This is a genomic window from Flavobacterium sp. KS-LB2 (genome assembly GCF_036895565.1).
Classification (GTDB): Bacteria; Bacteroidota; Bacteroidia; order Flavobacteriales; family Flavobacteriaceae; genus Flavobacterium.
The window spans coordinates 2466761-2487337 of record NZ_CP145904.1 but is presented as its reverse complement, the minus strand read 5'-3'; the positions used below and the strand labels follow the sequence as shown (position 1 = coordinate 2487337).

At 33.8% G+C, this 20577-nt stretch carries 19 protein-coding genes; 12 read left to right on the top strand and 7 right to left on the bottom strand.

What is annotated here, in order from left to right; all coding sequences use genetic code 11:
• Window positions 1-10: 10 nt before the first annotated feature.
• The gene (locus V5J73_RS10595; protein WP_338645724.1) at window positions 11-607 is read left to right on the top strand and encodes a GNAT family N-acetyltransferase; all 597 of its coding nucleotides are present in this window, start codon (window positions 11-13) and stop codon (window positions 605-607) included.
• Between the two features lie 17 nt (window positions 608-624).
• On the opposite strand, the gene V5J73_RS10590 is transcribed toward V5J73_RS10595, so the two are convergent.
• From V5J73_RS10590 to V5J73_RS10570, 5 genes are all read right to left on the bottom strand, one after another.
• Window positions 625-2778: a PAS domain S-box protein gene (locus V5J73_RS10590; RefSeq protein ID WP_338645723.1), complete on the bottom strand. Its 2154-nt coding sequence runs from the start codon at window positions 2776-2778 to the stop codon at window positions 625-627.
• Between the two features lie 203 nt (window positions 2779-2981).
• Window positions 2982-3389 carry a hydroxyisourate hydrolase gene (uraH, locus tag V5J73_RS10585; protein WP_338645722.1) on the bottom strand — a complete coding sequence of 136 codons (408 nt, stop codon included), beginning with the start codon at window positions 3387-3389 and terminating at the stop codon, window positions 2982-2984.
• A 22-nt stretch (window positions 3390-3411) separates the two neighbouring features.
• Window positions 3412-3939, bottom strand: coding sequence for a heme-binding protein (locus tag V5J73_RS10580; protein ID WP_338645721.1), 528 nt, complete (start codon window positions 3937-3939; stop codon window positions 3412-3414).
• A gap of 64 nt (window positions 3940-4003) precedes the next feature.
• Window positions 4004-4573, bottom strand: coding sequence for a Crp/Fnr family transcriptional regulator (locus tag V5J73_RS10575; RefSeq protein WP_338645720.1), 570 nt, complete (start codon window positions 4571-4573; stop codon window positions 4004-4006).
• Between the two features lie 253 nt (window positions 4574-4826).
• Window positions 4827-5063: a hypothetical protein gene (locus tag V5J73_RS10570; RefSeq protein ID WP_338645719.1), complete on the bottom strand. Its 237-nt coding sequence runs from the start codon at window positions 5061-5063 to the stop codon at window positions 4827-4829.
• 641 nt (window positions 5064-5704) lie between these two features.
• Here V5J73_RS10570 and tgt point away from each other — a divergent pair.
• The 9 genes from tgt to V5J73_RS10525 all read left to right on the top strand — a co-directional run bounded on the left by tgt (window position 5705) and on the right by V5J73_RS10525 (window position 14357).
• Window positions 5705-6835, top strand: coding sequence for a tRNA guanosine(34) transglycosylase Tgt (gene tgt, locus V5J73_RS10565; RefSeq protein ID WP_338645718.1), 1131 nt, complete (start codon window positions 5705-5707; stop codon window positions 6833-6835).
• Between the two features lie 102 nt (window positions 6836-6937).
• Entirely contained in the window at window positions 6938-8026 is a 1089-nt protein-coding gene (locus tag V5J73_RS10560; RefSeq protein ID WP_338645717.1) for an LptF/LptG family permease, read from the top strand.
• Window positions 8013-8894 (top strand): DMT family transporter, encoded by an 882-nt coding sequence (locus tag V5J73_RS10555; protein WP_338645715.1) that lies wholly within the window; start codon window positions 8013-8015, stop codon window positions 8892-8894. Before V5J73_RS10560 ends, V5J73_RS10555 begins: the two co-directional genes overlap by 14 nt.
• Window positions 8895-9015: 121 nt before the next feature.
• Window positions 9016-9969, top strand: a complete 954-nt coding sequence (locus tag V5J73_RS10550; RefSeq protein ID WP_338645713.1) for an acetyl-CoA carboxylase carboxyltransferase subunit alpha — start codon at window positions 9016-9018, stop codon at window positions 9967-9969.
• A gap of 140 nt (window positions 9970-10109) precedes the next feature.
• On the top strand, window positions 10110-11654 hold the full coding sequence (dnaB, locus tag V5J73_RS10545; protein WP_338645711.1) for a replicative DNA helicase: 1545 nt from the start codon (window positions 10110-10112) through the stop codon (window positions 11652-11654).
• Window positions 11655-11828: 174 nt separating this feature from the next.
• Window positions 11829-12254 (top strand): hypothetical protein, encoded by a 426-nt coding sequence (locus tag V5J73_RS10540; RefSeq protein WP_338645709.1) that lies wholly within the window; start codon window positions 11829-11831, stop codon window positions 12252-12254.
• A 4-nt stretch (window positions 12255-12258) separates the two neighbouring features.
• Complete coding sequence (locus V5J73_RS10535) at window positions 12259-12900, top strand: hypothetical protein (RefSeq protein ID WP_338645707.1); 642 nt, start codon at window positions 12259-12261, stop codon at window positions 12898-12900.
• Window positions 12897-13685 (top strand): sensor histidine kinase, encoded by a 789-nt coding sequence (locus V5J73_RS10530; protein ID WP_338645706.1) that lies wholly within the window; start codon window positions 12897-12899, stop codon window positions 13683-13685. The genes V5J73_RS10535 and V5J73_RS10530 overlap by 4 nt, the downstream gene beginning before the upstream one ends.
• A 3-nt stretch (window positions 13686-13688) precedes the next feature.
• On the top strand, window positions 13689-14357 hold the full coding sequence (locus V5J73_RS10525) for a response regulator transcription factor (protein WP_338645705.1): 669 nt from the start codon (window positions 13689-13691) through the stop codon (window positions 14355-14357).
• A 31-nt stretch (window positions 14358-14388) separates the two neighbouring features.
• Here the strand turns inward: V5J73_RS10525 and V5J73_RS10520 are convergent, their stop codons facing one another.
• Window positions 14389-15060 carry a DUF547 domain-containing protein gene (locus tag V5J73_RS10520; RefSeq protein WP_338645704.1) on the bottom strand — a complete coding sequence of 224 codons (672 nt, stop codon included), beginning with the start codon at window positions 15058-15060 and terminating at the stop codon, window positions 14389-14391.
• Between the two features lie 347 nt (window positions 15061-15407).
• On the opposite strand from V5J73_RS10520, the gene V5J73_RS10515 reads away from it, so the two are divergent.
• Window positions 15408-16667: an asparagine synthetase B gene (locus V5J73_RS10515; RefSeq protein ID WP_338645703.1), complete on the top strand. Its 1260-nt coding sequence runs from the start codon at window positions 15408-15410 to the stop codon at window positions 16665-16667.
• Between the two features lie 129 nt (window positions 16668-16796).
• Here V5J73_RS10515 and cphA read toward each other — a convergent pair whose 3' ends face one another.
• The gene (gene cphA / locus V5J73_RS10510; protein ID WP_338645702.1) at window positions 16797-19421 is read right to left on the bottom strand and encodes a cyanophycin synthetase; all 2625 of its coding nucleotides are present in this window, start codon (window positions 19419-19421) and stop codon (window positions 16797-16799) included.
• A 259-nt stretch (window positions 19422-19680) separates the two neighbouring features.
• On the opposite strand from cphA, the gene V5J73_RS10505 reads away from it, so the two are divergent.
• Window positions 19681-20553 (top strand): cyanophycinase, encoded by an 873-nt coding sequence (locus tag V5J73_RS10505; protein ID WP_338645700.1) that lies wholly within the window; start codon window positions 19681-19683, stop codon window positions 20551-20553.
• Window positions 20554-20577 lie beyond the last annotated feature (24 nt).

The window sequence follows — 20577 nt, the reverse complement described above, 5'->3', positions numbered from 1 at the left end:
AAATAAAAAGATGAGCCTAGATTTATCCAGCAATACCATTTTAGAAGACGAAACAGTTTTACTGCGTCCTTTATTAGAATCAGATGTTGAAAATCTATTGGAGATTTCTATGAATGAACCAGAGACTTGGGAATATTCTTTGATACGTGCTAATGGTAAAGAAAATTTAGAGAAATACATTCAGATTGCCCTAAATGCCAAAGCCAATGGAACAGAATTTCCCTTTATTGTTTTTGATAAGAAATCTGCTAAATATGCTGGAAGTACTCGTTTTTATGATATTAATATGCAGTTTAAAACGCTGCAATTGGGCTACACTTGGTACGGAAAAGCATTTCGTGGAACAGGATTAAACAAGCATTGTAAATTTTTGCTCTTGCAGTTTGCATTCGAAACCTTGGGAATGGAACGTGTTGAATTTCGAGCTGACAATACTAACGAGCGAAGTATCGCAGCCATGAAAAGCATTGGTTGTAAAGTAGAAGGTGTGTTGCGCAATCATATGCCTACTCTAGGAAGTGATGCTAGACGAGATAGTATTATATTGAGTATTTTAAGAACCGAATGGTTTGATGCCGTTAAAGAGAATCTAAAAAAGAAGTTATAGTCTATCCATTTTCCTGCTTAAAGCATGGTGTCTGTATTGCCTTTTCGAAATCCTATTAATTGTCGGTATTTAGATTCTGATTCTTTTAAATCTTCCTCCATTTGTTTGTATTTACTAATGTCTTTTATCGTTACCACAGCAGCTACCACATTGTTGTTTTGATCCACTAATGGTCGGCCACTGATTAGCACTCTTTTCTTTTGCTGTGCGACCGAATCCCAAAGAATTATTTCAACATCAGTCGTTATTTCTCCGTTTAGAGCACGCTCCATCGGTAAATTTTGTGATGGGAAAATGGTTTTTTCATCGGGGAAATAAAGCTCAAAATGATTGCTTAAATTGGTAGATATTTTGTCGTCTTCCTCGATTCCAAAAATTTCATTGGCCATATTATTAGCCATAATTATTTTTTTATCGGCGTTTGCCACAATAATTCCTTCACTTATATTTTCAACTATTAGGCGTAATTTTTCTTCATTTTCATAGAGATTGTCTATTGCCTCTTGTTGCTCATTTTCGAGCTCTACAAGTTTTGTAACATTTCGACCTACGGAATAAAAAACGCCATTTTTAAGATCCATATTACTATTCCAATCGAGCCATTTATAAGAACCATCCTTACATAGGAATCGGGTTCTAAAGTTAACCACTGATTCCCCTTTTAAATGTTCTTTCAACACTTCTTCAGTAGTTTTTTTATCATCAGGATGTATTAAATCGATGAATCTAATTCGATCCATATCTTCCTGATTGTATCCGAGAGTTTTTGTGAAAGCTTGATTAATTTTGATAAAATGCTCGTCTTTTGCAACGGTTAAAATATCGAAAGCCATATCAAAAAACATATTGGCTACCTTTAAGGATTCTTCGTTTTTAATAAATTCAGAAACATCTCTTGCAACGGCATAAATTACTCCTGTTTGAATGTCAATGGTACTCGTCCAATCAAACCATTTGTATGAGCCATCTTTTAATAGCTCCCGGACTCTATGACTTACAACGGAGTCGCTAATTTGTAGTTTTTTAATGGCATCCATGAAAATTTTGCCATCCTCAGGATGAATAAAATCTAAAAAAGGTTTGTTGATTATGTCTTTTTGGTCGTATCCAAGTATTCTAGTGAAAGCAGGATTTACTTTTACAAACGTATCATTTTTAATCACGACAAACATATCAAAGGACATGTTAAAAAAGGTATTTGCTACATTCAGTGCAGTTTCAATTTCTTTTTTATCTGTAATATCACTAGCTACGGCATACAATAATGCAGTTGTAACATCAGGAAATACGGACCAAACCAGCCATTTTATGGAGCCATCTTTGCAAATGTATCGGTTTTCAAATTTTATTGAGGGAGCTCCAGTTTGAAGCTTGGCAACTTCTTTTCGTGTGATTTCAATATCATCGGGATGTGTAAATTCTAAAAAACTTTTACTTAATAATTCCTCTTCTGAATACCCTAATGTTTTAATGACCGCAGGATTCACTTTTATGAATTTATCCATAGAGGAAATAATCATCATATCTACTGACATACGGAAGAATTTATCAGCATCTTTGAAAGATTCCTCTAGTTTTTTTCTTTCGGAGATATCCGTAAAAATACCGCCAATGGCATAAATTCTTTTGGAAGAATCGTACAAAGGAAATTTCACCGCGATATAAGTATGTTTTCCGTCAGCGTGTTCAATAATCTCCTCGGTTTTTAATTCTTTTGATGCTTTTATGACCTCAAAATCAGAATTACGGTATGCGTCAGCGGTTGCATAAGGCAAAAAATCATGATCTGTTTTGCCTATTATTTCTTCATTTGAAATTTTAAACAACGATTCAAATTCGTTATTGATAAATAGGTATTCTCCATTTATTTTTTTTATGAATATTGGACTTGAGGTAGCATCAATAATCGATTGTAGTAACTGTTTGTTTTCTAAAAGTAAGTTTTGAGAAATGTTTTTAGCGCGAAGTTGAGCCCTAATAATAAAATAAACTACAGTTAATAAAAGGACAGAAAAAATGATTAACCCAATTTCAATCCAATTCAATGAAGCATCCAAAGCTTGGTTTCGATTGTTATCAATCCGTATAATAAAAATCCAAGCTATAGCAAAAACAACAAATAGGTTGAGGATAAATCCAATGATTATTTTTTTTTCTAAAGAAATTTTCATAGTCGCTCGGTATAAAAATTAAATAGCTGTAACCTCATTATCTATAAAATGATAATTGAATATAAATACATGAAAGTTAGTTAATTAAATTGAATTAACAAGTGAATTTTTCATATTTGTTGCTAAGTAGCGGGCTTTATTTTATCAATGAACCCGCTTTTGGAGGACCGACTTTTATTCTATTTTTTAGATTATCTATCCGTTTAGTTGCCTCTATAAGTTGAATACCCATAGGCAGAAAGTGTTATAGGAACGTGATAGTGATTGTCATCTTTGATTTGGAATACAACCTCAATAAAAGGGTAGAAACTATCCGTATTGTTTTTTTTGAAATAGTCGCTGGTGTAATACGTCAGTTTATAAATGCCTAAATTGGATTTTTCTGTATTAAGAAAATTGGTAATTCTACCGTTGATATCGGTAATTTTTTCATCCATAAACGACCAAGTTTTTGTCTTTTCAGTATATTTTTCTAGTCTGATAGTGACGCCAGTAGCTGGTGTTCCTTTTGCAACATCTAAGATATGGCTTGAAAGTTGAAAGTTGTTTCTTTGAGCAAATGTTACGCTTGTTACTGTTGCTAGAAGGAAGGCAAAGATTATTTTTTTCATTTTTTTCTGTTTTTATATTTAATTATTTGGTAGTCATAATTCCAATTTCAGGTATGGATACCGATTTAGCTATTGCATCATCATTTTCGGGACTGCCACCACCAGCTACTCCAACGCTACCAATTATAGTGCCCTTGAACCAAATAGGAACCCCACCACCTAATAGCAATAATTCTGGAAGTGTATTTAAATTTTTGGTATCTGCATTTGCGATGGCATTTCTCAATAATAGAAGAGTGGGCGTTTTTGTAGACAAAGCCGTGTATGCTTTTCTTCTGGCAGCCTCGGTGTTGTGTGGCCCAACACCGTCTCCACGCGTAATTAAAATAGTGGTTCCCGAAGCATCCAGTAGGGCTATGGCAACTTTTTTATCTAATAAAGTAGCGGTCATAGTAGCGCGTTTACTCAGCTCTAATGCGCCTTCTAAAGTTAAATTGTTAACGGACTTAATGTAAGGATCAATTGTCAGTTGCGATTTTGTTGTTTCGACTGAAGTTTGCCCAAGGCATGCAGTTGAAATTGCCAACATAAATAGGAATATACTTTTCATATTATATTTGTTTTGGCAAAGCTACTTCCTATAAAAATTAAAAACATTGCGCTATGGCAACGTTTTACAATTTCGATTTTATGCGGCTTAATGTATAAGGTGAAATTCCCAAATAGGATGCCACCATCTTATTGGATACTCTAAGTAACAATTGCGGTTGATGTTGAATTAGCCATTTTACTTTGGCCAAAGCATCAAAACCTTGAAACCCATAAATTCTTTTTTGAGCTACTATAAACCCAAGCTCTAGAATTTCAGTGTATATTTTTGCAAATTGAGGAATTGTATTCGTTAAATGATAGAAATCAGTTCTTGAAATACACAATAATTCTGATTTTTCAATGGTTTGTAGGTACTCTTCAGCAGGTTGTTGATCAATAAAACTGGGTAGAGCAGTAGCAAAATTTCCCTCAAAGGCGAAATATCTCGAGTTTTCATTGCCTTCTTTTCCAATAGTAAATAAACGGATGCAACCTTTATTGATAAAATAGTACTGTTTAGATATTTGGTCATAATCCAAAAGGATTTCGTTTTTTTTTGTTTTAATCAGGCTAAAATAGGAATAGATTTCCTCTAGTGTTTTAGCGTCAATATCAGTTTTACTTTTTATGAATTTTTCCAGAGTCGCAAACATTAATTTTAAGGTTTATTTGGTCTAAAAATAGGCTTTATAATTGAACTGCTATCGCGTCCGTTGTAGAAAGAAGAGCAGCGTATTTTGGGCTAAACGAAAATACAATAAAAATGATCAAGTATGTTATTTATAAAACTTATAAATCGTTTTCCGTTAAATATAGTTGCTATTAAAGCTAATGATATTCCAATAAGCTAAGGATTTGATACTATTGTGTTAAGTCGTGATTTTATAACTGGATTATTACTTGGTGCTACATTTGTTTTATATTTATTGGGCTTTCTAAAAATTCAGAATCTTGATTAAATTGTCCTATTGTCGAATTATTAAAATTATTAATGATGTTTTTATTTTCAGTTTCAATTTTATTAAAGTATTCAATTGCTTTAAACTTAATTTTAGCCTTTACACAATTATTTTTTATATTGTTTCTATTTCCAAATCTGATTTCTAAACCTAAATGAATTTCTATAAGCTGTTCTTTTGACAAACTAATTAATTTTGTTTTTAATAATTTTTCATAAAGGACAAATTAATATATTGCCCATGGTCGTTTTCAAATAGATGTTTGAGAATTTTGTATTCTAGGTTTGTTTCATATCGTTTTGTTTCTGACAAATTGAGGCATAACTTGTACTGTACAGAGGAAATAAAGCTTCCTAATATAACCCATTTCTAGATAGACTGGAGGAGATTTGTCTCGTTTAATTGTTCTTAAAGATATTAAAAATTCCTTACAAATGATCTAAAGGAACTATCCCTTGCTGAATATTATTAGAATATAAATGGGATTTATCAGTTAAGTATACTGCTTGTTTGCGTGAGGGATAGTAGTGAAAATCCTTTTTCGTCAGCTCGAGTTTCCGCTTTTTAGCGGAAGTATCGAGAACAAGAAAAAGATTGTAACGTATAGCTCGACCGAAGTTTTTGCGGAGGGCACGCCCAAAATCAGCGATTGAATGGGAATTGTAATTTTGAATGCTATACTTTTCTAATTTTCTTTTAAAAAGTAGTTGTTTGGGGCTGTCAAGAGGCTGATTTTTTACTGTTTGCTAGGGTAAACATTTTTTTGATGTAGATTTCAAATTAACCTATCTTTGCCAGCCGAACAATCGGGAGAAATACGTTACTATGAAGTTTGATTTATTAAAAAAAGATCCACAGTCCAAAGCTAGAGCGGGAACTGTTACCACTGATCATGGTGTGATTGAAACCCCAATTTTTATGCCTGTAGGAACTGTAGGTTCTGTAAAGGGGGTGCATCAACGCGAATTGAAAGACGATATAAACCCAGATATTATTTTGGGAAATACCTACCATTTATACTTGCGTCCGCAAACTGAAATCCTGGAAAAAGCGGGTGGTTTGCATAAATTTATGAATTGGGATCGTAATATTTTGACGGATTCGGGCGGCTATCAAGTGTATTCGCTTTCGGCCAACCGAAAAATTAAGGAAGAAGGAGTGAAGTTCAAATCGCATATTGATGGTTCGTACCACTTTTTTACGCCAGAGAATGTAATGGAAATTCAGCGTACCATTGGTGCCGATATTATCATGGCCTTTGATGAGTGCACGCCGTATCCTTGTGATTATAACTACGCCAAACGTTCGATGAAAATGACCCACCGTTGGCTGGATCGTTGCATCAATCATTTAGATAAGCAGCCTTTTAAGTACGGATACGAACAAACGTTTTTTCCAATTGTTCAGGGAAGTTGTTACAAAGACTTACGCCAACAATCAGCAGAATATATCGCGAATTCCAACCAACAAGGAAATGCGATTGGTGGACTTTCAGTAGGGGAACCAGCTGAGGAAATGTATGCGATGACTGAGGTGGTTTGTGAAATTTTACCAGAAGACAAGCCGCGTTACCTGATGGGCGTGGGAACTCCGATAAATATTTTGGAGAATATTGCTCTGGGAATTGACATGTTTGACTGTGTGATGCCTACTCGTAACGCCAGAAACGGAATGTTGTTTACGGCTAATGGTACGATAAACATCAAAAACAAAAAGTGGGAAGCTGATTTTTCTCCTATTGACGAAATGGGAATCACTTATGTGGATACAGAATATACAAAAGCGTATTTGCGTCACCTTTTTGCTGCCAATGAATACCTAGGGAAACAAATTGCTACAATTCACAATCTTGGATTTTATATGTGGTTGGTTCGTGAAGCCAGAAAACATATCTTAGCTGGCGATTTCAGACCTTGGAAGGAAATGATGGTGAAGAATATGAGCCAGCGATTATAGAAATGTTTAAAGTTTTTTAGTTTAAAGTTTAAAACTCCTTGTGTGAATTTGCAACTGTACTAAACCTTAAACTTTTCAACCTTAAACTTTAAACTTTTTTAAATGCTTACAATAATAGACAAATACATCTTAAAAAGATATTTAGCCACATTTGCGGTTATGTTATTGTTGTTTATCCCTATAGGAATTGTTGTTGATGTATCAGAGAAGATCAATAAAATGCTGGAGAATAAAATCCCATTTTTAGAGATTGCACTGTACTATTACAACTTTACGGTTTATTTTGCGAATTCTCTTTTTCCGATATTTTTATTTTTATCGGTGATTTGGTTTACGTCAAAACTGGCAAATGACACGGAGATTATTGCTATTTTAAGTTCGGGTATTTCATTTACACGTTTTTTAAGACCATATATTATTGGTGCTTCGATAGTTTCTGTCTTTGTATTGTTGATGGGTTTCTTTGTTGTTCCTGCAGCCAGTGAAGGATTCAATAATTTCAGGTACACTTACTTGAAAGGAGGCGGGAAAGAAGCCATGCGTGGTGATAACACCGATGTGTACCGCCAAATCAATGATAACGAGTTTATTTATGTAAACAGTTTTAATGCGGAGTCTAAAACCGCTTTTAATTTTTCTTTGGAAAAGTTTAAAAACCAGAAGTTAGTCCATAAAATTACTGCTACCAGAATAAAGTGGAACCCGAAGGACAGTACCTACACTATGTATGATTATACTAAAAGGACAGTGGGTGAACTGAATGATAAGATTGAAAAAGCACCTCAAAAAGATGCTGTTTTTACTTTTGATTTAGAGGATTTAACGCCAGTAGTGTACATTGCTGAAACCCTGAGTTTAGGAAAATTGAATGCTTTTATTGCCAAAGAAAAAGCAAGAGGATCATCTAATATCAATGTGTATTTGGTGGTTTTATACAAAAAATATAGCGTCCCGGTATCAGCATTTATTCTAACTATTATTGCTGTTGCAGTTTCTTCGATGAAAAGAAGAGGAGGAATGGGAACTAATCTAGCCATAGGAATTGCATTGGCTTTTGCCTTTGTGTTTTTTGATAAAATCTTTGGTGTATTGGCCGAAAAATCAAGTATTCCACCAATGTTAGCCGTGTGGTTGCCTAATATTGCTTTTGGAATTTTAGCCATTTATTTGTTACGAAATGCAAAACGATAAATTAAAACCATACTTAAATCTTCATCTCATTGTTTTTATTTGGGGTTTTACGGCCATTTTAGGCGCTTTAATCACTATTTCAGCGGATGCTTTGGTTTGGTATCGAATGTTTTTTGCCGGAGTGTTTTTAGCGGTGTTTATTGCATTCAAAAAAATATCTTTTGTAATTCCTTTGCAATCGTTCTTGAAATTGATTTTTGTTGGATTATTGATTGCTTTGCATTGGATTTTTTTCTTCAAAGCCATTCACGTTTCTAATGTTTCTATTACACTTTCTGTTTTTTCATTAGGGGCTTTTTTTGCTTCCATACTTGAGCCTGTTTTTTATGGACGAAAAGTATTGTGGTATGAAGTATTTTTTGGACTTATCATAATCGCTGGATTAGCATTGATTATGAAAGTTGAAATTAACTATTTGGAAGGAATGTTATATGCGTTGGTAGCCATTATATTAGGAGTTTTGTTTACGTTGATGAATGGTAAATTGATAGCAAAACACGAACCATCCGTAATTGCTTTTTATGAATTTCTAGCGGGCGTATTCTTTATTACGATTTACTTTTTATTTCAACAAAAATTCACCGTTGACTTCTTTGTATTGACGACTAATAATTGGATTTTAATACTTATTCTGGCTTCTGTTTGTACCGCTTATGCTTTTACATCGTCCGTAAAAGTGATGCGCAAATTGACGCCGTATACCGTAATGCTGACGACAAATTTAGAGCCAGTTTACGGTATTGTTTTAGCCTATTTTATCCTTGGCGGAAAAGAGAAAATGAGCTTTGAGTTTTACATTGGAGCACTAATAATTGTGATCACTGTAATCCTAAACGGAGTTATAAAACACTATCAAAAGAATAAATAATAATAACTTTCTCAATGTTTCGAGAAGCAAACTTTTACACATAAATAGAATATTTACCTTTTTGAACGATTTAAAATTTTATATTTGCCGTTCGAAATAAAAACAAAAACGCAAAAATCCTATGGAATATTTAGATTTTGAGCTTCCAATAAAAGAACTAGAAGAACAGTTAGACAAATGTCTTATTATTGGTCAAGAATCGGATGTTGATGTAACGAATACTTGCAAACAAATCAACAAAAAGTTAGAAGAGACTAAAAGACATATTTATAAAAACTTGACCGCTTGGCAACGTGTGCAACTATCAAGGCATCCAAGTCGTCCGTATACAATGGATCACGTACGTGCATTGTGTGGGGATACTTTCCTAGAACTTTTTGGAGACAGAGGTTTTAAAGATGACAAAGCCATGATTGGTGGTTTGGGTAAAATAGACGGACAGTCGTTTATGATTGTGGGCCAACAAAAAGGATTCAACACAAAGACGCGTCAGTTTCGTAATTTCGGAATGGCAAACCCAGAAGGATATAGAAAAGCGTTGCGATTGATGAAAATGGCAGAGAAATTTGGCATTCCTGTTTTGACTTTGATTGACACTCCGGGAGCATATCCAGGACTTGAAGCTGAAGAACGTGGACAAGGAGAAGCAATTGCCAGAAACATTTTTGAAATGATTCGTTTAAAAGTGCCTATTATTACTGTAATTGTTGGTGAAGGAGCTTCTGGAGGAGCATTAGGAATAGGCGTGGGAGATAAAGTGTACATGATGGAAAACACATGGTATTCTGTTATTTCACCAGAATCATGTTCTTCTATTTTATGGAAAAGCTGGGAATACAAAGAGCAAGCTGCCGAAGCATTAAAATTGACTTCAGCTGACATGAAAAAACAAAAATTAGTAGATGATATTATCCCAGAACCATTAGGTGGAGCACACTATGATAGAGAGACTACTTTCAAAACAGTGGAGCAATATATCATGAAAGGTTTTAATGAATTGAAAGACTTATCAACAGAACAATTAATTGCCCAAAGAATGGATAAATACAGTAAAATGGGTGAATATAAAGAGTAAAATCTTACAAATTAATCTTTAATCCGAAGCCTTACCGTTTCGGATTTTTTTTTGGTTATAAACAAAAAATAGTTACTTATGAACAATTATTTGTAACAACTCAATGCCAATATTTTTTTAATTATTGCTACTTTCGCTCTATGGAAAACTTCAGAAATATAAACCCCGTAAAGGTGGATAAAACAACAATTATAAGCTTAGAAAAAGGGAAATTACCACCTCAGGTTCTCGATTTAGAAGAGGCGGTGCTGGGTGCCATGATGATTGACAAAAAAGGAGTAGATGACGTTATTGATATTTTACAGCCGGATGCTTTTTACAAAGACGCACACAAACATATTTTTGAAGCTATAGTTCAGCTTTTTACCGAAACACAGCCTATTGACTTATTAACCGTTTCAGCTCAATTAAAGAAAAACGCAAAATTAGATTTGGCAGGCGGTGATTTTTACTTAATTCAGCTTACACAAAAGATTTCCTCCTCGGCTCACATTGAATTTCATTCCAGAATCATTTTGCAAAAATTTATTCAGCGTAGCTTAATCCGAATATCTTCAGAAATAATTGAAGATTCGTATGACGAAACAACCGATGTTTTTGATTTATTGGACAGAGCTGAATCTAAATTATACGAAGTAACACAAGGAAACATCAAACGTAGTTCGGAGACCGCACAAAGTTTAGTGTTGCAAGCCAAAAAGAGAATTGAAGAAATTGCTGGTCAAGAAGGATTAAGTGGTGTAGCTACTGGTTTTGATAAATTAGACAAAATTACTTCTGGTTGGCAACCAAGTGATTTAATTATTATTGCCGCGAGACCAGCGATGGGTAAGACCGCATTTGTATTATCGATGGCACGAAATATGGCCATTGATTTCGGAATGCCAGTCGCCTTATTTTCACTGGAGATGGCATCGGTTCAGTTGATCACCCGTTTGATTTCCTCTGAGACAGGTTTGTCTTCGGAGAAATTGCGTACTGGAAAACTAGAAAAACACGAATGGGAACAATTGAGTACGAAAGTGAAAAATTTAGAAAAAGCACCATTGTTTATTGATGATACACCTTCTTTGTCTATTTTCGATTTACGAGCAAAAGCAAGACGTTTGGTTTCACAACATGGAATTAGAATTATTATTGTCGATTATTTGCAATTGATGACTGCTGGTGGAAACGGAAAAGGAGGCGGAAATAGAGAGCAGGAGATTTCTACCATTTCACGAAACTTAAAAGCATTAGCAAAGGAATTAAATGTTCCGGTTATTGCACTTTCACAATTGTCGCGTGCGGTAGAAACGCGTGGATCTAGTAAAAGACCGTTACTTTCTGACCTTCGTGAATCGGGTGCGATTGAGCAAGATGCGGATATTGTATCGTTTTTATACCGTCCTGAATATTATAAAATTGACGAATGGGATGATGATGAAGCTTCGCCAACAACTGGTCAAGCCGAAATTATGATTGCGAAACACCGTAATGGTAGTATCGAAAACGTCCGTTTGAAATTTATTGGGCATTTAGGTAAGTTTGATAACCTAGAAGATTTCAGTGGTGGTTACGATGATTTACCATCGAGTATGAATCAAGATGACAATCCTTTTATAACAAAAAATTTACCATCAGCTAATGAAGCTTTTGGAAGCAATCTGAATGATTTAGACGATGATAGTGATGTTCCTTTTTAGAAAATAAACTAGATTGTTTTTAAAATATAGCATTAAAAAGCCTAAATTATTAATTTGATTTGGGCTTTTTAATTTTGTATTGATAGGATGTATTTTGTTAAAACAATAAAAAAATAGTAGTTTAGCTATCGATTTTTAATTTAAAAATTGAAGGTAACCAAAACCAAAAAATCTATGAAACAAAAAACCACTTCAGAAGAGAAACCACAAGTAAAATCGATTAATGCGATACCATTAAAAACCGCTCAAAATTGGACAAAAAGATGGAGAGACAAAGAAAGCAGCTACAATAAATACCATGAGCTCAATGCTTTTTTAATACCCAATGTTGATCTAGCCGAAGTTTTGGCAGAAAAGGGTTCTGATTATGTAAGAGCCTATATAGGAGTTGAAAAAATTGCACCAACTAGAAAAGGAGAAAAACCGACTTATGTTGAAAAATTAATGTTTGTGGCAACACAATTCAATTCAGAAACAGGAATATATGAGGATATGATAACTGATGGAATAGGAAGTGCTACTAACGAACAGGAAGGAATTTATGATTTCTCACAGCCCTGTCCTCCTAATGGAGACCCAAATACCCCATTAAATCAGTAATTAGATGTACGATTCACTTGTTTATATTGGTTATTTCTTGTCATTTATTAATTTAGTGCTTTATATTAAATCGTATTCGTCTCAAGATAAAACCTTTAACGTGTTTACTTTGTATTTGGGAATTGTCTTTTGCATCCAAATGATTTCAAGTATCTATGTTTATTTTTCAGTTAATAATTTATTTTTATCACATTTCTATTTTGTTGGACAGCTAGTTATTTTGAGTTTTTTTTATTACTTGCTTTTGAAAACAATAATGCAAAAAAGATTTTTAAAATTTGCTTTTGTTTTGGGGATATTGGCGTTAAGCATTCACTATTTTTTAGATCCAAGCCAATTTTTTAAGTTTAATCTATTTGAAATTGCTGTTACATCATTGCTCGTAGTCGTTTTCGCCATGATGCATTTGTACAATATGCTTGTCGAAGAGAAAGAATTTTATTACGTTACAGTTGGGATTATTATTTATCTTTTAGGAAGTACGGTTTTGTTCTTTGTTGGGAATTTAACTGTAGGTTTAAGTTCTGAATTTAAATTTCTCACATGGACACTAAACGCAGTTTTGATTATTGTTTATCAGTTGTTTATACTATTTGAATATAGAAAGAGTTTTACAAAAGTAGGGTCAAAAAATAAATTATATTGAAGAATTTAGCGAACGAGAAAGAAATAGTAGCCATCATTTTTTACACCTCAGGTTTTTTTATAATCATGGCGGTGATTTTAGTCTTGTTTTTCTATTTTTCAAGAAAGAAAATTATTCAAAAGGAATTAGAAAAAAAAGATTTAGAAATTCAGTATCAAAAGGAACTTTTAAGTGCTGTAATTATTACTCAGGAAGAGGAACGCAAACGTATTGCCCAAGACTTGCATGATGATATTAGTTCTAAGTTGAACATAGTTTCTTTGAATAGTCATTTGCTGTCGACACCTAATTTAACCAATAATGAGGTGATCGAGATTACAAATACTATTATTAATCTCACAAGCAAAGCATTAGATAATTCTAGAAAAATTGCACACGGATTGTTGCCTCCTGTTTTAGATAAATTTGGACTTCATGCGGGTGTTGAAGAATTATGTTTGGACTTCAGCAGTTCCAAAGCTGTAAAAGTAAATTATGAAAATAAAACTACATTTGATATCATGGACAATGATAAGCATTTGCATGTGTTTAGAATTTTACAAGAGCTCATGAATAATTCGCTACGTCATGGAAAAGCATCGGTTATTTCAATTGTTTTTGAAAAAAAAGATACCAAAGATTGGTGTTTTTATACCGATGACGGAATCGGTTTTGAAATCAAAAACCATAATAATCAGAAAGGCCTTGGAATGAAGAATATAGAAAGTAGAGTCGCTTTTTTAAAGGGAGAAATGGTCTTAGAGACCTCAATAAATAAAGGAGTTTCAGTAGTTTTTAATTTTTAAAAAATGAGTAAATCCATAAAAATAATACTAGTAGATGACGAAATTCTTTTTAGAAAAGGAATCTCTTTTTTATTGGGCCGTGAAACAAATATTAATATCATTTTTGAAGCGTCTAATGGAGAGGAATTGATTTCTTTTCTCCAAAACAATAAAAATAATCATCCAGATATTATCATCATGGACTTAAAAATGCCGGGAATTAATGGTGTTGAGGCAACTAAGATTATTAGAAAGGAATTTCCAGAGCTAAAAATCATTGCATTAACTAGTTATGATTCTAAATCTTTTGTTGCTAATATGATTGATGTAGGTGCTGTTTCCTATTTAATCAAAAATGCCACTCCACAACAATTGATTACAACTATAAATGAAGTTGCTGAAAAAGGTTTTTACTATACAGATTATGTAATGAAAATTATTCAAGCCGATGTATTGACAAATAAAAGAAATAAAAATAATTTTGAAAACAACGATCTAAGTCCACGTGAAATCGAAGTGCTCAAACTTATCTGTACTCAAAAAAGTACAGTAGAAATTGCCGAACAACTTTTTATTAGCCCAAGAACAGTAGAAGGACATAGAAATAACTTGTTACTAAAAACCGAATCCAGAAACATTGCGGGTTTAGTAGTCTATGCCGTTCAGAATCAATTTATGTTGCTGAATGATTAATTAGCTGAGAGGATTGATAGGATTAAGAAACTTAGAGTAATTTTTCTACTCTATTGTAGGTTTTAAATCGGATTTTATAATTTTTTAAGTCTCTTTCAAAAATTCTTTCTAATAATTTTTTAACTGAATTTTTGCCTCCAAAATCTTTTAAATAAGACAATAAGAAATCGGAAACTTGAATTGTTTTTGACTCCTCGTCAAATTCGGTTTCTAGATGAATAAAATCGGTGGTAACTGTAGTTAGTTGTTCCTCTATCACTTCAGAATCGAAATAATCTATAGTTTTTTGCGCTAAATTAAGGCTTCTCAATGCAAAATGGATTCTATAATCGACCTTGCTTACTGCTAATTTTTTTATAAAATCGGAGTAAAATGGATTTGTGATGTAACCATATCCAATTCTAAATTTATATTTTCTTAAAATCCCGTGTTCAATATCGTTTAATGAAAGTATGGCACGTGCAATTTTGATTCTTTTCAGATTGAATATTTCTTTTCCTTGTTTGGTTTCTTTTAAGGTAATAAGGTAAAAAGCATTGTAGATATTTATCCAAAACGTTTTTTTTAAATCATCGGTGTCTAAACTTTTTTCAAGTTTTGATAGTCTTATATAAAAAAGCTGCCTTCGTAAGGGGATGGTGTCTTTCTCTAATTTAGCTACAGAAAGAATCTCTTCTGATAAAGTGGTGTAGTAGTTTTTCACAATAATGGGGTATTGTTTGCTAGGATTTTAAAGAGTTGTTAATTAAAAATTAGCTGATAACACAAGACATAGAAAGTAATGATTAGTAGTATTAAAATTACTATTGCAACATTTTTTATAAGATCCTTAATATTGACGGGTCTATTTTTTTCAGTAGAATTCATTATTAAATTTTTCATGTTGTTTGGTTATTGGATAGGTGCGAATTTAGGAATAGGAAATAGTTTGACGATGCGTATTTTTACGTGTTTTTAACTTTAAACTGATTTTAGGGATTGATTTAATCGTTAAATTGTATGTATTTGAATGGCTTACTTTCTATCTTTGAAGTATAAAAATTAAAATCGATGTCAAAACCATTTCTCTATATTCTTATTTTTTTGCTGACAACGACAGTAAAAGCTTCTTTTATTTTGTTGCCAATGGATGAAACGAGCCAACAGAATCATCTTAAAGCATACGGAATTACCTATTGGTGCTTGGATAAAAATTATAAAGCCAGTTGGTTACTTAATTATCGCGGCGGTTCTTTTTTATTGCCTGATGCAGAAGAAATACGCAAAGAATGTCAAATTAGAGGCGTAAGTTTTGAGGTTATTTCAGATGGAGATGAATTGGCAATCTTGAACGAAATATCCAGCCCTTCCCAAAATATGGAATCTGTTGTTCTAGAGAAAGCACCTAAAATTGCTGTTTATACGCCAAAAGGGAAACAACCTTGGGACGATGCGGTGACCATGGTATTGACTTATGCCGAAATCCCGTTTACCCCAATTTATGATGAAGAAGTTTTAAGTGATCAATTACTACTTTATGATTGGTTGCATTTGCATCATGAGGATTTTACGGGTCAATATGGTAAATTTTATGGTGCGTATAAAAATGTACCTTGGTATATCGAACAAAAGAAAGACGCTGAAATACTCGCTACAAAATTAGGATTTCCTAAAGTATCGCAAGCAAAAGGAGCGGTTGCTAAAAAAATTAGGGATTTTGTAATTGGTGGTGGATTTATGTTTGCTATGTGTTCTGCAACGGATAGTTTTGATATCGCTTTAGCAGCAGATGGCGTGGATATTTGTGAAGCCATGTTTGATGGAGATCCGAGTGAAGGCAATTACCAATCAAAGATGAATTATAGTAATTCCTTTGCCTTCAAAGATTTTACTTTAGAAAGAAGACCAGAACAATATGAATTTTCAGATATAGATATGACTTCAAAACGCAGAATTCCTATGGAGAAAGATTATTTTACATTAATGGAATTTTCGGCAAAATGGGACCCAATTCCAAGTATGTTGTGTCAAAATCATACCCAATTGGTAAAAGGATTTATGGGACAAACCACTGCATTTGATGCACCTTTGATTAAATCGAATATTCTTGTGATGGGGACTTGTGAGCTTAATGGGGAAGCACGTTATATTCATGGACAAAAAGGAAAAGGAATGTTTACGTTTTATGGTGGCCATGATCCAGAAGATTTTCAACATCAAGTAGGAGATCCACCAACGGTTTTGGACTTGCATCCTAATTCACCAGGATACCGTTTGATTTTGAATAATGTATTGTTTCCAGCAGCGAAAAAGAAAAAACTAAAAACATAAGATACAATAAAAGCCAATCGTAAATTTGATTGGCTTTTATTTTTTAGCCTTGATGGCAGTGGTATCCTTTCTTTGCCTTTTTAGGCGAAGAAAGATATAACGGACATCAGGAATAGCTCCTTAAAAAAATCACACAATTCCGTTTTCGTTTTCTTTGTCTAAATATTCTTGTACAATATCGATAGCATTTGTAACAACATCACTTAATGCGGTGATGAAACTTCCTTCTTCGGCACAATTGATGGCGTGTTTGATGGCTTCTGTTTCTTTTGGGATAATTTCATAAGTTACGGTTTTGCCTGATTTTTTAATTCCGTCAAGGATTAAATTAATAAGTTCATCTTCGGTTCTACCTCTCAGATATTTTTCTTGGCGAATAATAATATGGTCAAACATACGGGCGGCAATCGAAGCGCATTCTTTGATATCTTCGTCACGACGGTCTCCAACACCAGCAATAATTCCAATTTTTTTAGTAGCTTCAACACTTTGTAAATATTCTTCGACACCTTTGTAACCGGAAGCATTGTGAGCAAAGTCAATCAATACTTTGAATTTTTTAAACTCAAAAATATTCATACGACCTGGAGTTTGCGCGGCACTTGGAATGAAAGTTTGTAATGACAAGCTGATATCTTCGGTTTTAAATCCCCATAAATAACTTGCTAAAGTGGCAGCAAGCACATTGGCAATCATGAATTTTGCTTTCCCGCCTAATGTTAATGGGACATGAGTAGCGCGTTCAATTCGGATTTTCCATTCTCCTTTTTTGATGGTAATATATCCGTTTTCATATACGGCAACTGTTTTTCCTTCGGCACACAATTTTTTGATAAAATCACTGTCTTCGCTTAAACTAAAATAAGCGACATTGCAATTCAAATCTTGACCTATTTTTATACAATGTTCATCGTCTCCATTTAAAACTGCCCAACCATTTTTCTTGATGCTTTTGACGACCGTAGCTTTTACTCTGGCCAAATCATCCAAAGTATGAATGTCACTTAAACCTAAATGGTCTTCTTGAATATTGGTAATGATTCCAATATCACAAAGGCTAAATCCTAAACCGGATCGAAGGATTCCTCCTCTGGCAGTTTCTAGAACAGCAAATTCTACTGTTGGATCTCTCAAAACATATTCAGCACTGATAGGTCCAGTTGTATCACCTTTTTCCATCATGTGGTTTTGAATATAAATACCATCAGACGTGGTGAAACCTACTTTGAATCCATTATTTTTTACAATATGAGCCAAAAGTCGGGTAGTAGTGGTTTTTCCGTTGGTCCCAGTAACGGCAATTATAGGAATGCGACACGATTTTCCTGGAGGATATAACATGTCAATAACTGGAGCGGCTACATTTCTTGGTAATCCTTCAGAAGGAGCAAGGTGCATTCTAAACCCTGGAGCTGCATTGACTTCCAGAATTACACCACCATTTTCTTTTAATGGTTGTGTTAAGTTCTCGGCCATGATATCAACTCCGCATACGTCTAGTCCAATTACTCTTGAAATCCTTTCAGCAAGAAATATATTTTCAGGGTGCATCATATCGGTAACATCCACAGAAGTTCCGCCAGTGCTTAAATTTGCTGTAGATTTTAAGAATACAATTTCACCAATTCTAGGAATGGTTTCTAATGTGTAGCCTAGTTTTTCTAATAAATCTTCGGTATCTCTATCGACATCGATTTGGGTTAGCACATTTTCATGACCGTAACCTCTTCTTGGATCCAGATTCGTAGTTTCAATTAATTGCTGAATGGTATCCGTTCCGTTTCCAATTACATGCGCAGGAACTCGTTTTGCAGCTGCCACTAGTTTATTATCAATAACCAATATTCTAAAGTCGAATCCGGTAATAAATTTTTCTACAATGATTCGCTTGCTGTATTCTTTGGCGAAAGCTAAGCCTGAAACGGCATCTTCCCAATTTGTAACATTGATCGAAGCACCTTTTCCGTGGTTTCCATCCAATGGTTTCAATACGATAGGATAGCCAATTTTTTTTATGGTCTCTGCCAAGTCGTCTTCGTCCACACAAATACTTCCGCTGGCAACAGGAATTGAGGCCATATCCAACATTTTTTTGGTAAGCTCTTTATTGCAGGCAATATCAACAGCAATACTGCTTGTTTTGCAAGTGATTGTTGCTTGAAAACGCATTTGATTGATTCCGTATCCTAATTGTACCAAAGAATTTGTCCCTAATCTTATCCAAGGGATATCACGAGAAACAGCTTCTTCGACAATACTTCCAGTACTTGGTCCGAGTCGAACACGTTCTCGTATTTCACGCATTTTCTGTAAATCGGCATTCAAATCATATTCTGTTCCAGCAATTAAAGCTTCGGCAATAGCCACAGAAGATTCTGCAGCAAAAAGGCCTACATTTTCTTCAGTATAACTAAACACTACATTATAGGTTCCTAGAGTTTTGGTTTCTCGTGTTCTTCCAAATCCCGTTTCCATACCAGCCAATGATTGAATTTCAAGAGCAATATGCTCAATAACATGTCCCATCCAAGTGCCTCGTTCTACTCTGGAAAAAAATCCGCCACGACAACCCTCTGAGCAGCGATGCTCAATCATTGTAGGGAACATTGCTTCTATTCGTTCTCTAAATCCTTCTATTTTATTAGTAGGAAATTGTTCCATTTCTTCCAAATCCAATCGCATTTGGATTAATTTTTTTCTTTGGATACTCCAAATATTGGGACCACGAAGTGCTTGTACTTTGATTATTTTCATAAAACGAACAGATTATTTTGAACTAAAAAATGGATATGTAATGAAATGATTTTAAATGCTATAGATTCTAAGTTAGAAAAAAAATATGGGTTGGTATTTTTTTTATAACAAAAGTATAGAATCCAACTAATGTAGTTTTTTAAAAATAGGAATCAAAATTTATTCCCCTAAAAATAAACAATAAATATTGAGTTTGTTATAATTTAAAAAAAAAGCATAGTTCAATAGCTTCTTTTATCTTTTTGGTTATTTTTACAAAATGAATATACTAGGAAAACTAATAATAATAGGTGGTGCGGTAGATAAAGGAAGTTTTACGGAAACCGATTTAGATAAAAATGCAACTAGCAATTTAAACTTTTTTGAAACGGGAATTTTAAAGAGGATACTAAATGAATCAAAACACAAAGAGAATTCACGAATAGAAGTTATTACTACGGCTTCAGTGATTCCAAGAGAAATAGGCCCTGAATATGTTAAGGCATTTGAATATTTGAACGCTAAAAATGTAGATATACTGACTATCGAAAGACGGGAACAAGCAGCTGATGAGGAGGTTTTAGCCCGATTAAGAGCTGCAGATATAGTTATGTTTACTGGAGGCGATCAATTGCGATTGACTTCTATTCTTGGCGGAACACCATTTCATGATATCTTGTTGGATAAATACCATAATGAAGAGTTTATTTATGCTGGAACTTCGGCTGGAGCAGCTGCAGCCTCAAATAATATGATTTATCAAGGCAGTAGTTCTGAAGCTTTATTGAAAGGAGAAGTTAAAATTTCAAGTGGTTTAGGTTTAATTGATGGTGTTATTATCGATACTCATTTTGTACAACGCGGTAGAATTGGCAGGCTTTTTCAAGCTGTTGTTGGTAATCCAAGAGTTTTAGGAATTGGGCTAGGTGAAGATACTGGTTTGTTGATTACCAATAATACTCAAATGGAAGCCATCGGTTCTGGGTTGGTAATTTTAGTTGATGGTCGTGAAATAAAAGACACTAATTTGACGAAAGTAGAATTAGGTCAACCGATATCAATCTCACATTTGATAACGCATGTTATGAGTAAATTTGACACTTACAATCTCGAAACCCATAAAATGCACATCCAGTCATCACACTACGTATAAATAAGATAGCAATTTAGTATTTAG

Excerpts from the sequence above, each read along its gene's own strand:
- V5J73_RS10580 (WP_338645721.1), bottom strand. The coding sequence starts at position 3,939 with ATGAAAAGTATATTCCTATTTATGTTGGCAATTTCAACTGCATGCCTT.
- dnaB (WP_338645711.1), top strand. The coding sequence starts at position 10,110 with ATGGAAAACTTCAGAAATATAAACCCCGTAAAGGTGGATAAAACAACA.
- uraH (WP_338645722.1), bottom strand. The coding sequence starts at position 3,389 with ATGAAAAAAATAATCTTTGCCTTCCTTCTAGCAACAGTAACAAGCGTA.
- V5J73_RS10515 (WP_338645703.1), top strand. The coding sequence starts at position 15,408 with ATGTCAAAACCATTTCTCTATATTCTTATTTTTTTGCTGACAACGACA.
- V5J73_RS10535 (WP_338645707.1), top strand. The coding sequence starts at position 12,259 with ATGTACGATTCACTTGTTTATATTGGTTATTTCTTGTCATTTATTAAT.
- V5J73_RS10550 (WP_338645713.1), top strand. The coding sequence starts at position 9,016 with ATGGAATATTTAGATTTTGAGCTTCCAATAAAAGAACTAGAAGAACAG.
- V5J73_RS10590 (WP_338645723.1), bottom strand. The coding sequence starts at position 2,778 with ATGAAAATTTCTTTAGAAAAAAAAATAATCATTGGATTTATCCTCAAC.
- V5J73_RS10560 (WP_338645717.1), top strand. The coding sequence starts at position 6,938 with ATGCTTACAATAATAGACAAATACATCTTAAAAAGATATTTAGCCACA.
- V5J73_RS10595 (WP_338645724.1), top strand. The coding sequence starts at position 11 with ATGAGCCTAGATTTATCCAGCAATACCATTTTAGAAGACGAAACAGTT.
- V5J73_RS10575 (WP_338645720.1), bottom strand. The coding sequence starts at position 4,573 with ATGTTTGCGACTCTGGAAAAATTCATAAAAAGTAAAACTGATATTGAC.
- V5J73_RS10525 (WP_338645705.1), top strand. The coding sequence starts at position 13,689 with ATGAGTAAATCCATAAAAATAATACTAGTAGATGACGAAATTCTTTTT.
- cphA (WP_338645702.1), bottom strand. The coding sequence starts at position 19,421 with ATGAAAATAATCAAAGTACAAGCACTTCGTGGTCCCAATATTTGGAGT.
- V5J73_RS10540 (WP_338645709.1), top strand. The coding sequence starts at position 11,829 with ATGAAACAAAAAACCACTTCAGAAGAGAAACCACAAGTAAAATCGATT.
- tgt (WP_338645718.1), top strand. The coding sequence starts at position 5,705 with ATGAAGTTTGATTTATTAAAAAAAGATCCACAGTCCAAAGCTAGAGCG.
- V5J73_RS10555 (WP_338645715.1), top strand. The coding sequence starts at position 8,013 with ATGCAAAACGATAAATTAAAACCATACTTAAATCTTCATCTCATTGTT.
- V5J73_RS10505 (WP_338645700.1), top strand. The coding sequence starts at position 19,681 with ATGAATATACTAGGAAAACTAATAATAATAGGTGGTGCGGTAGATAAA.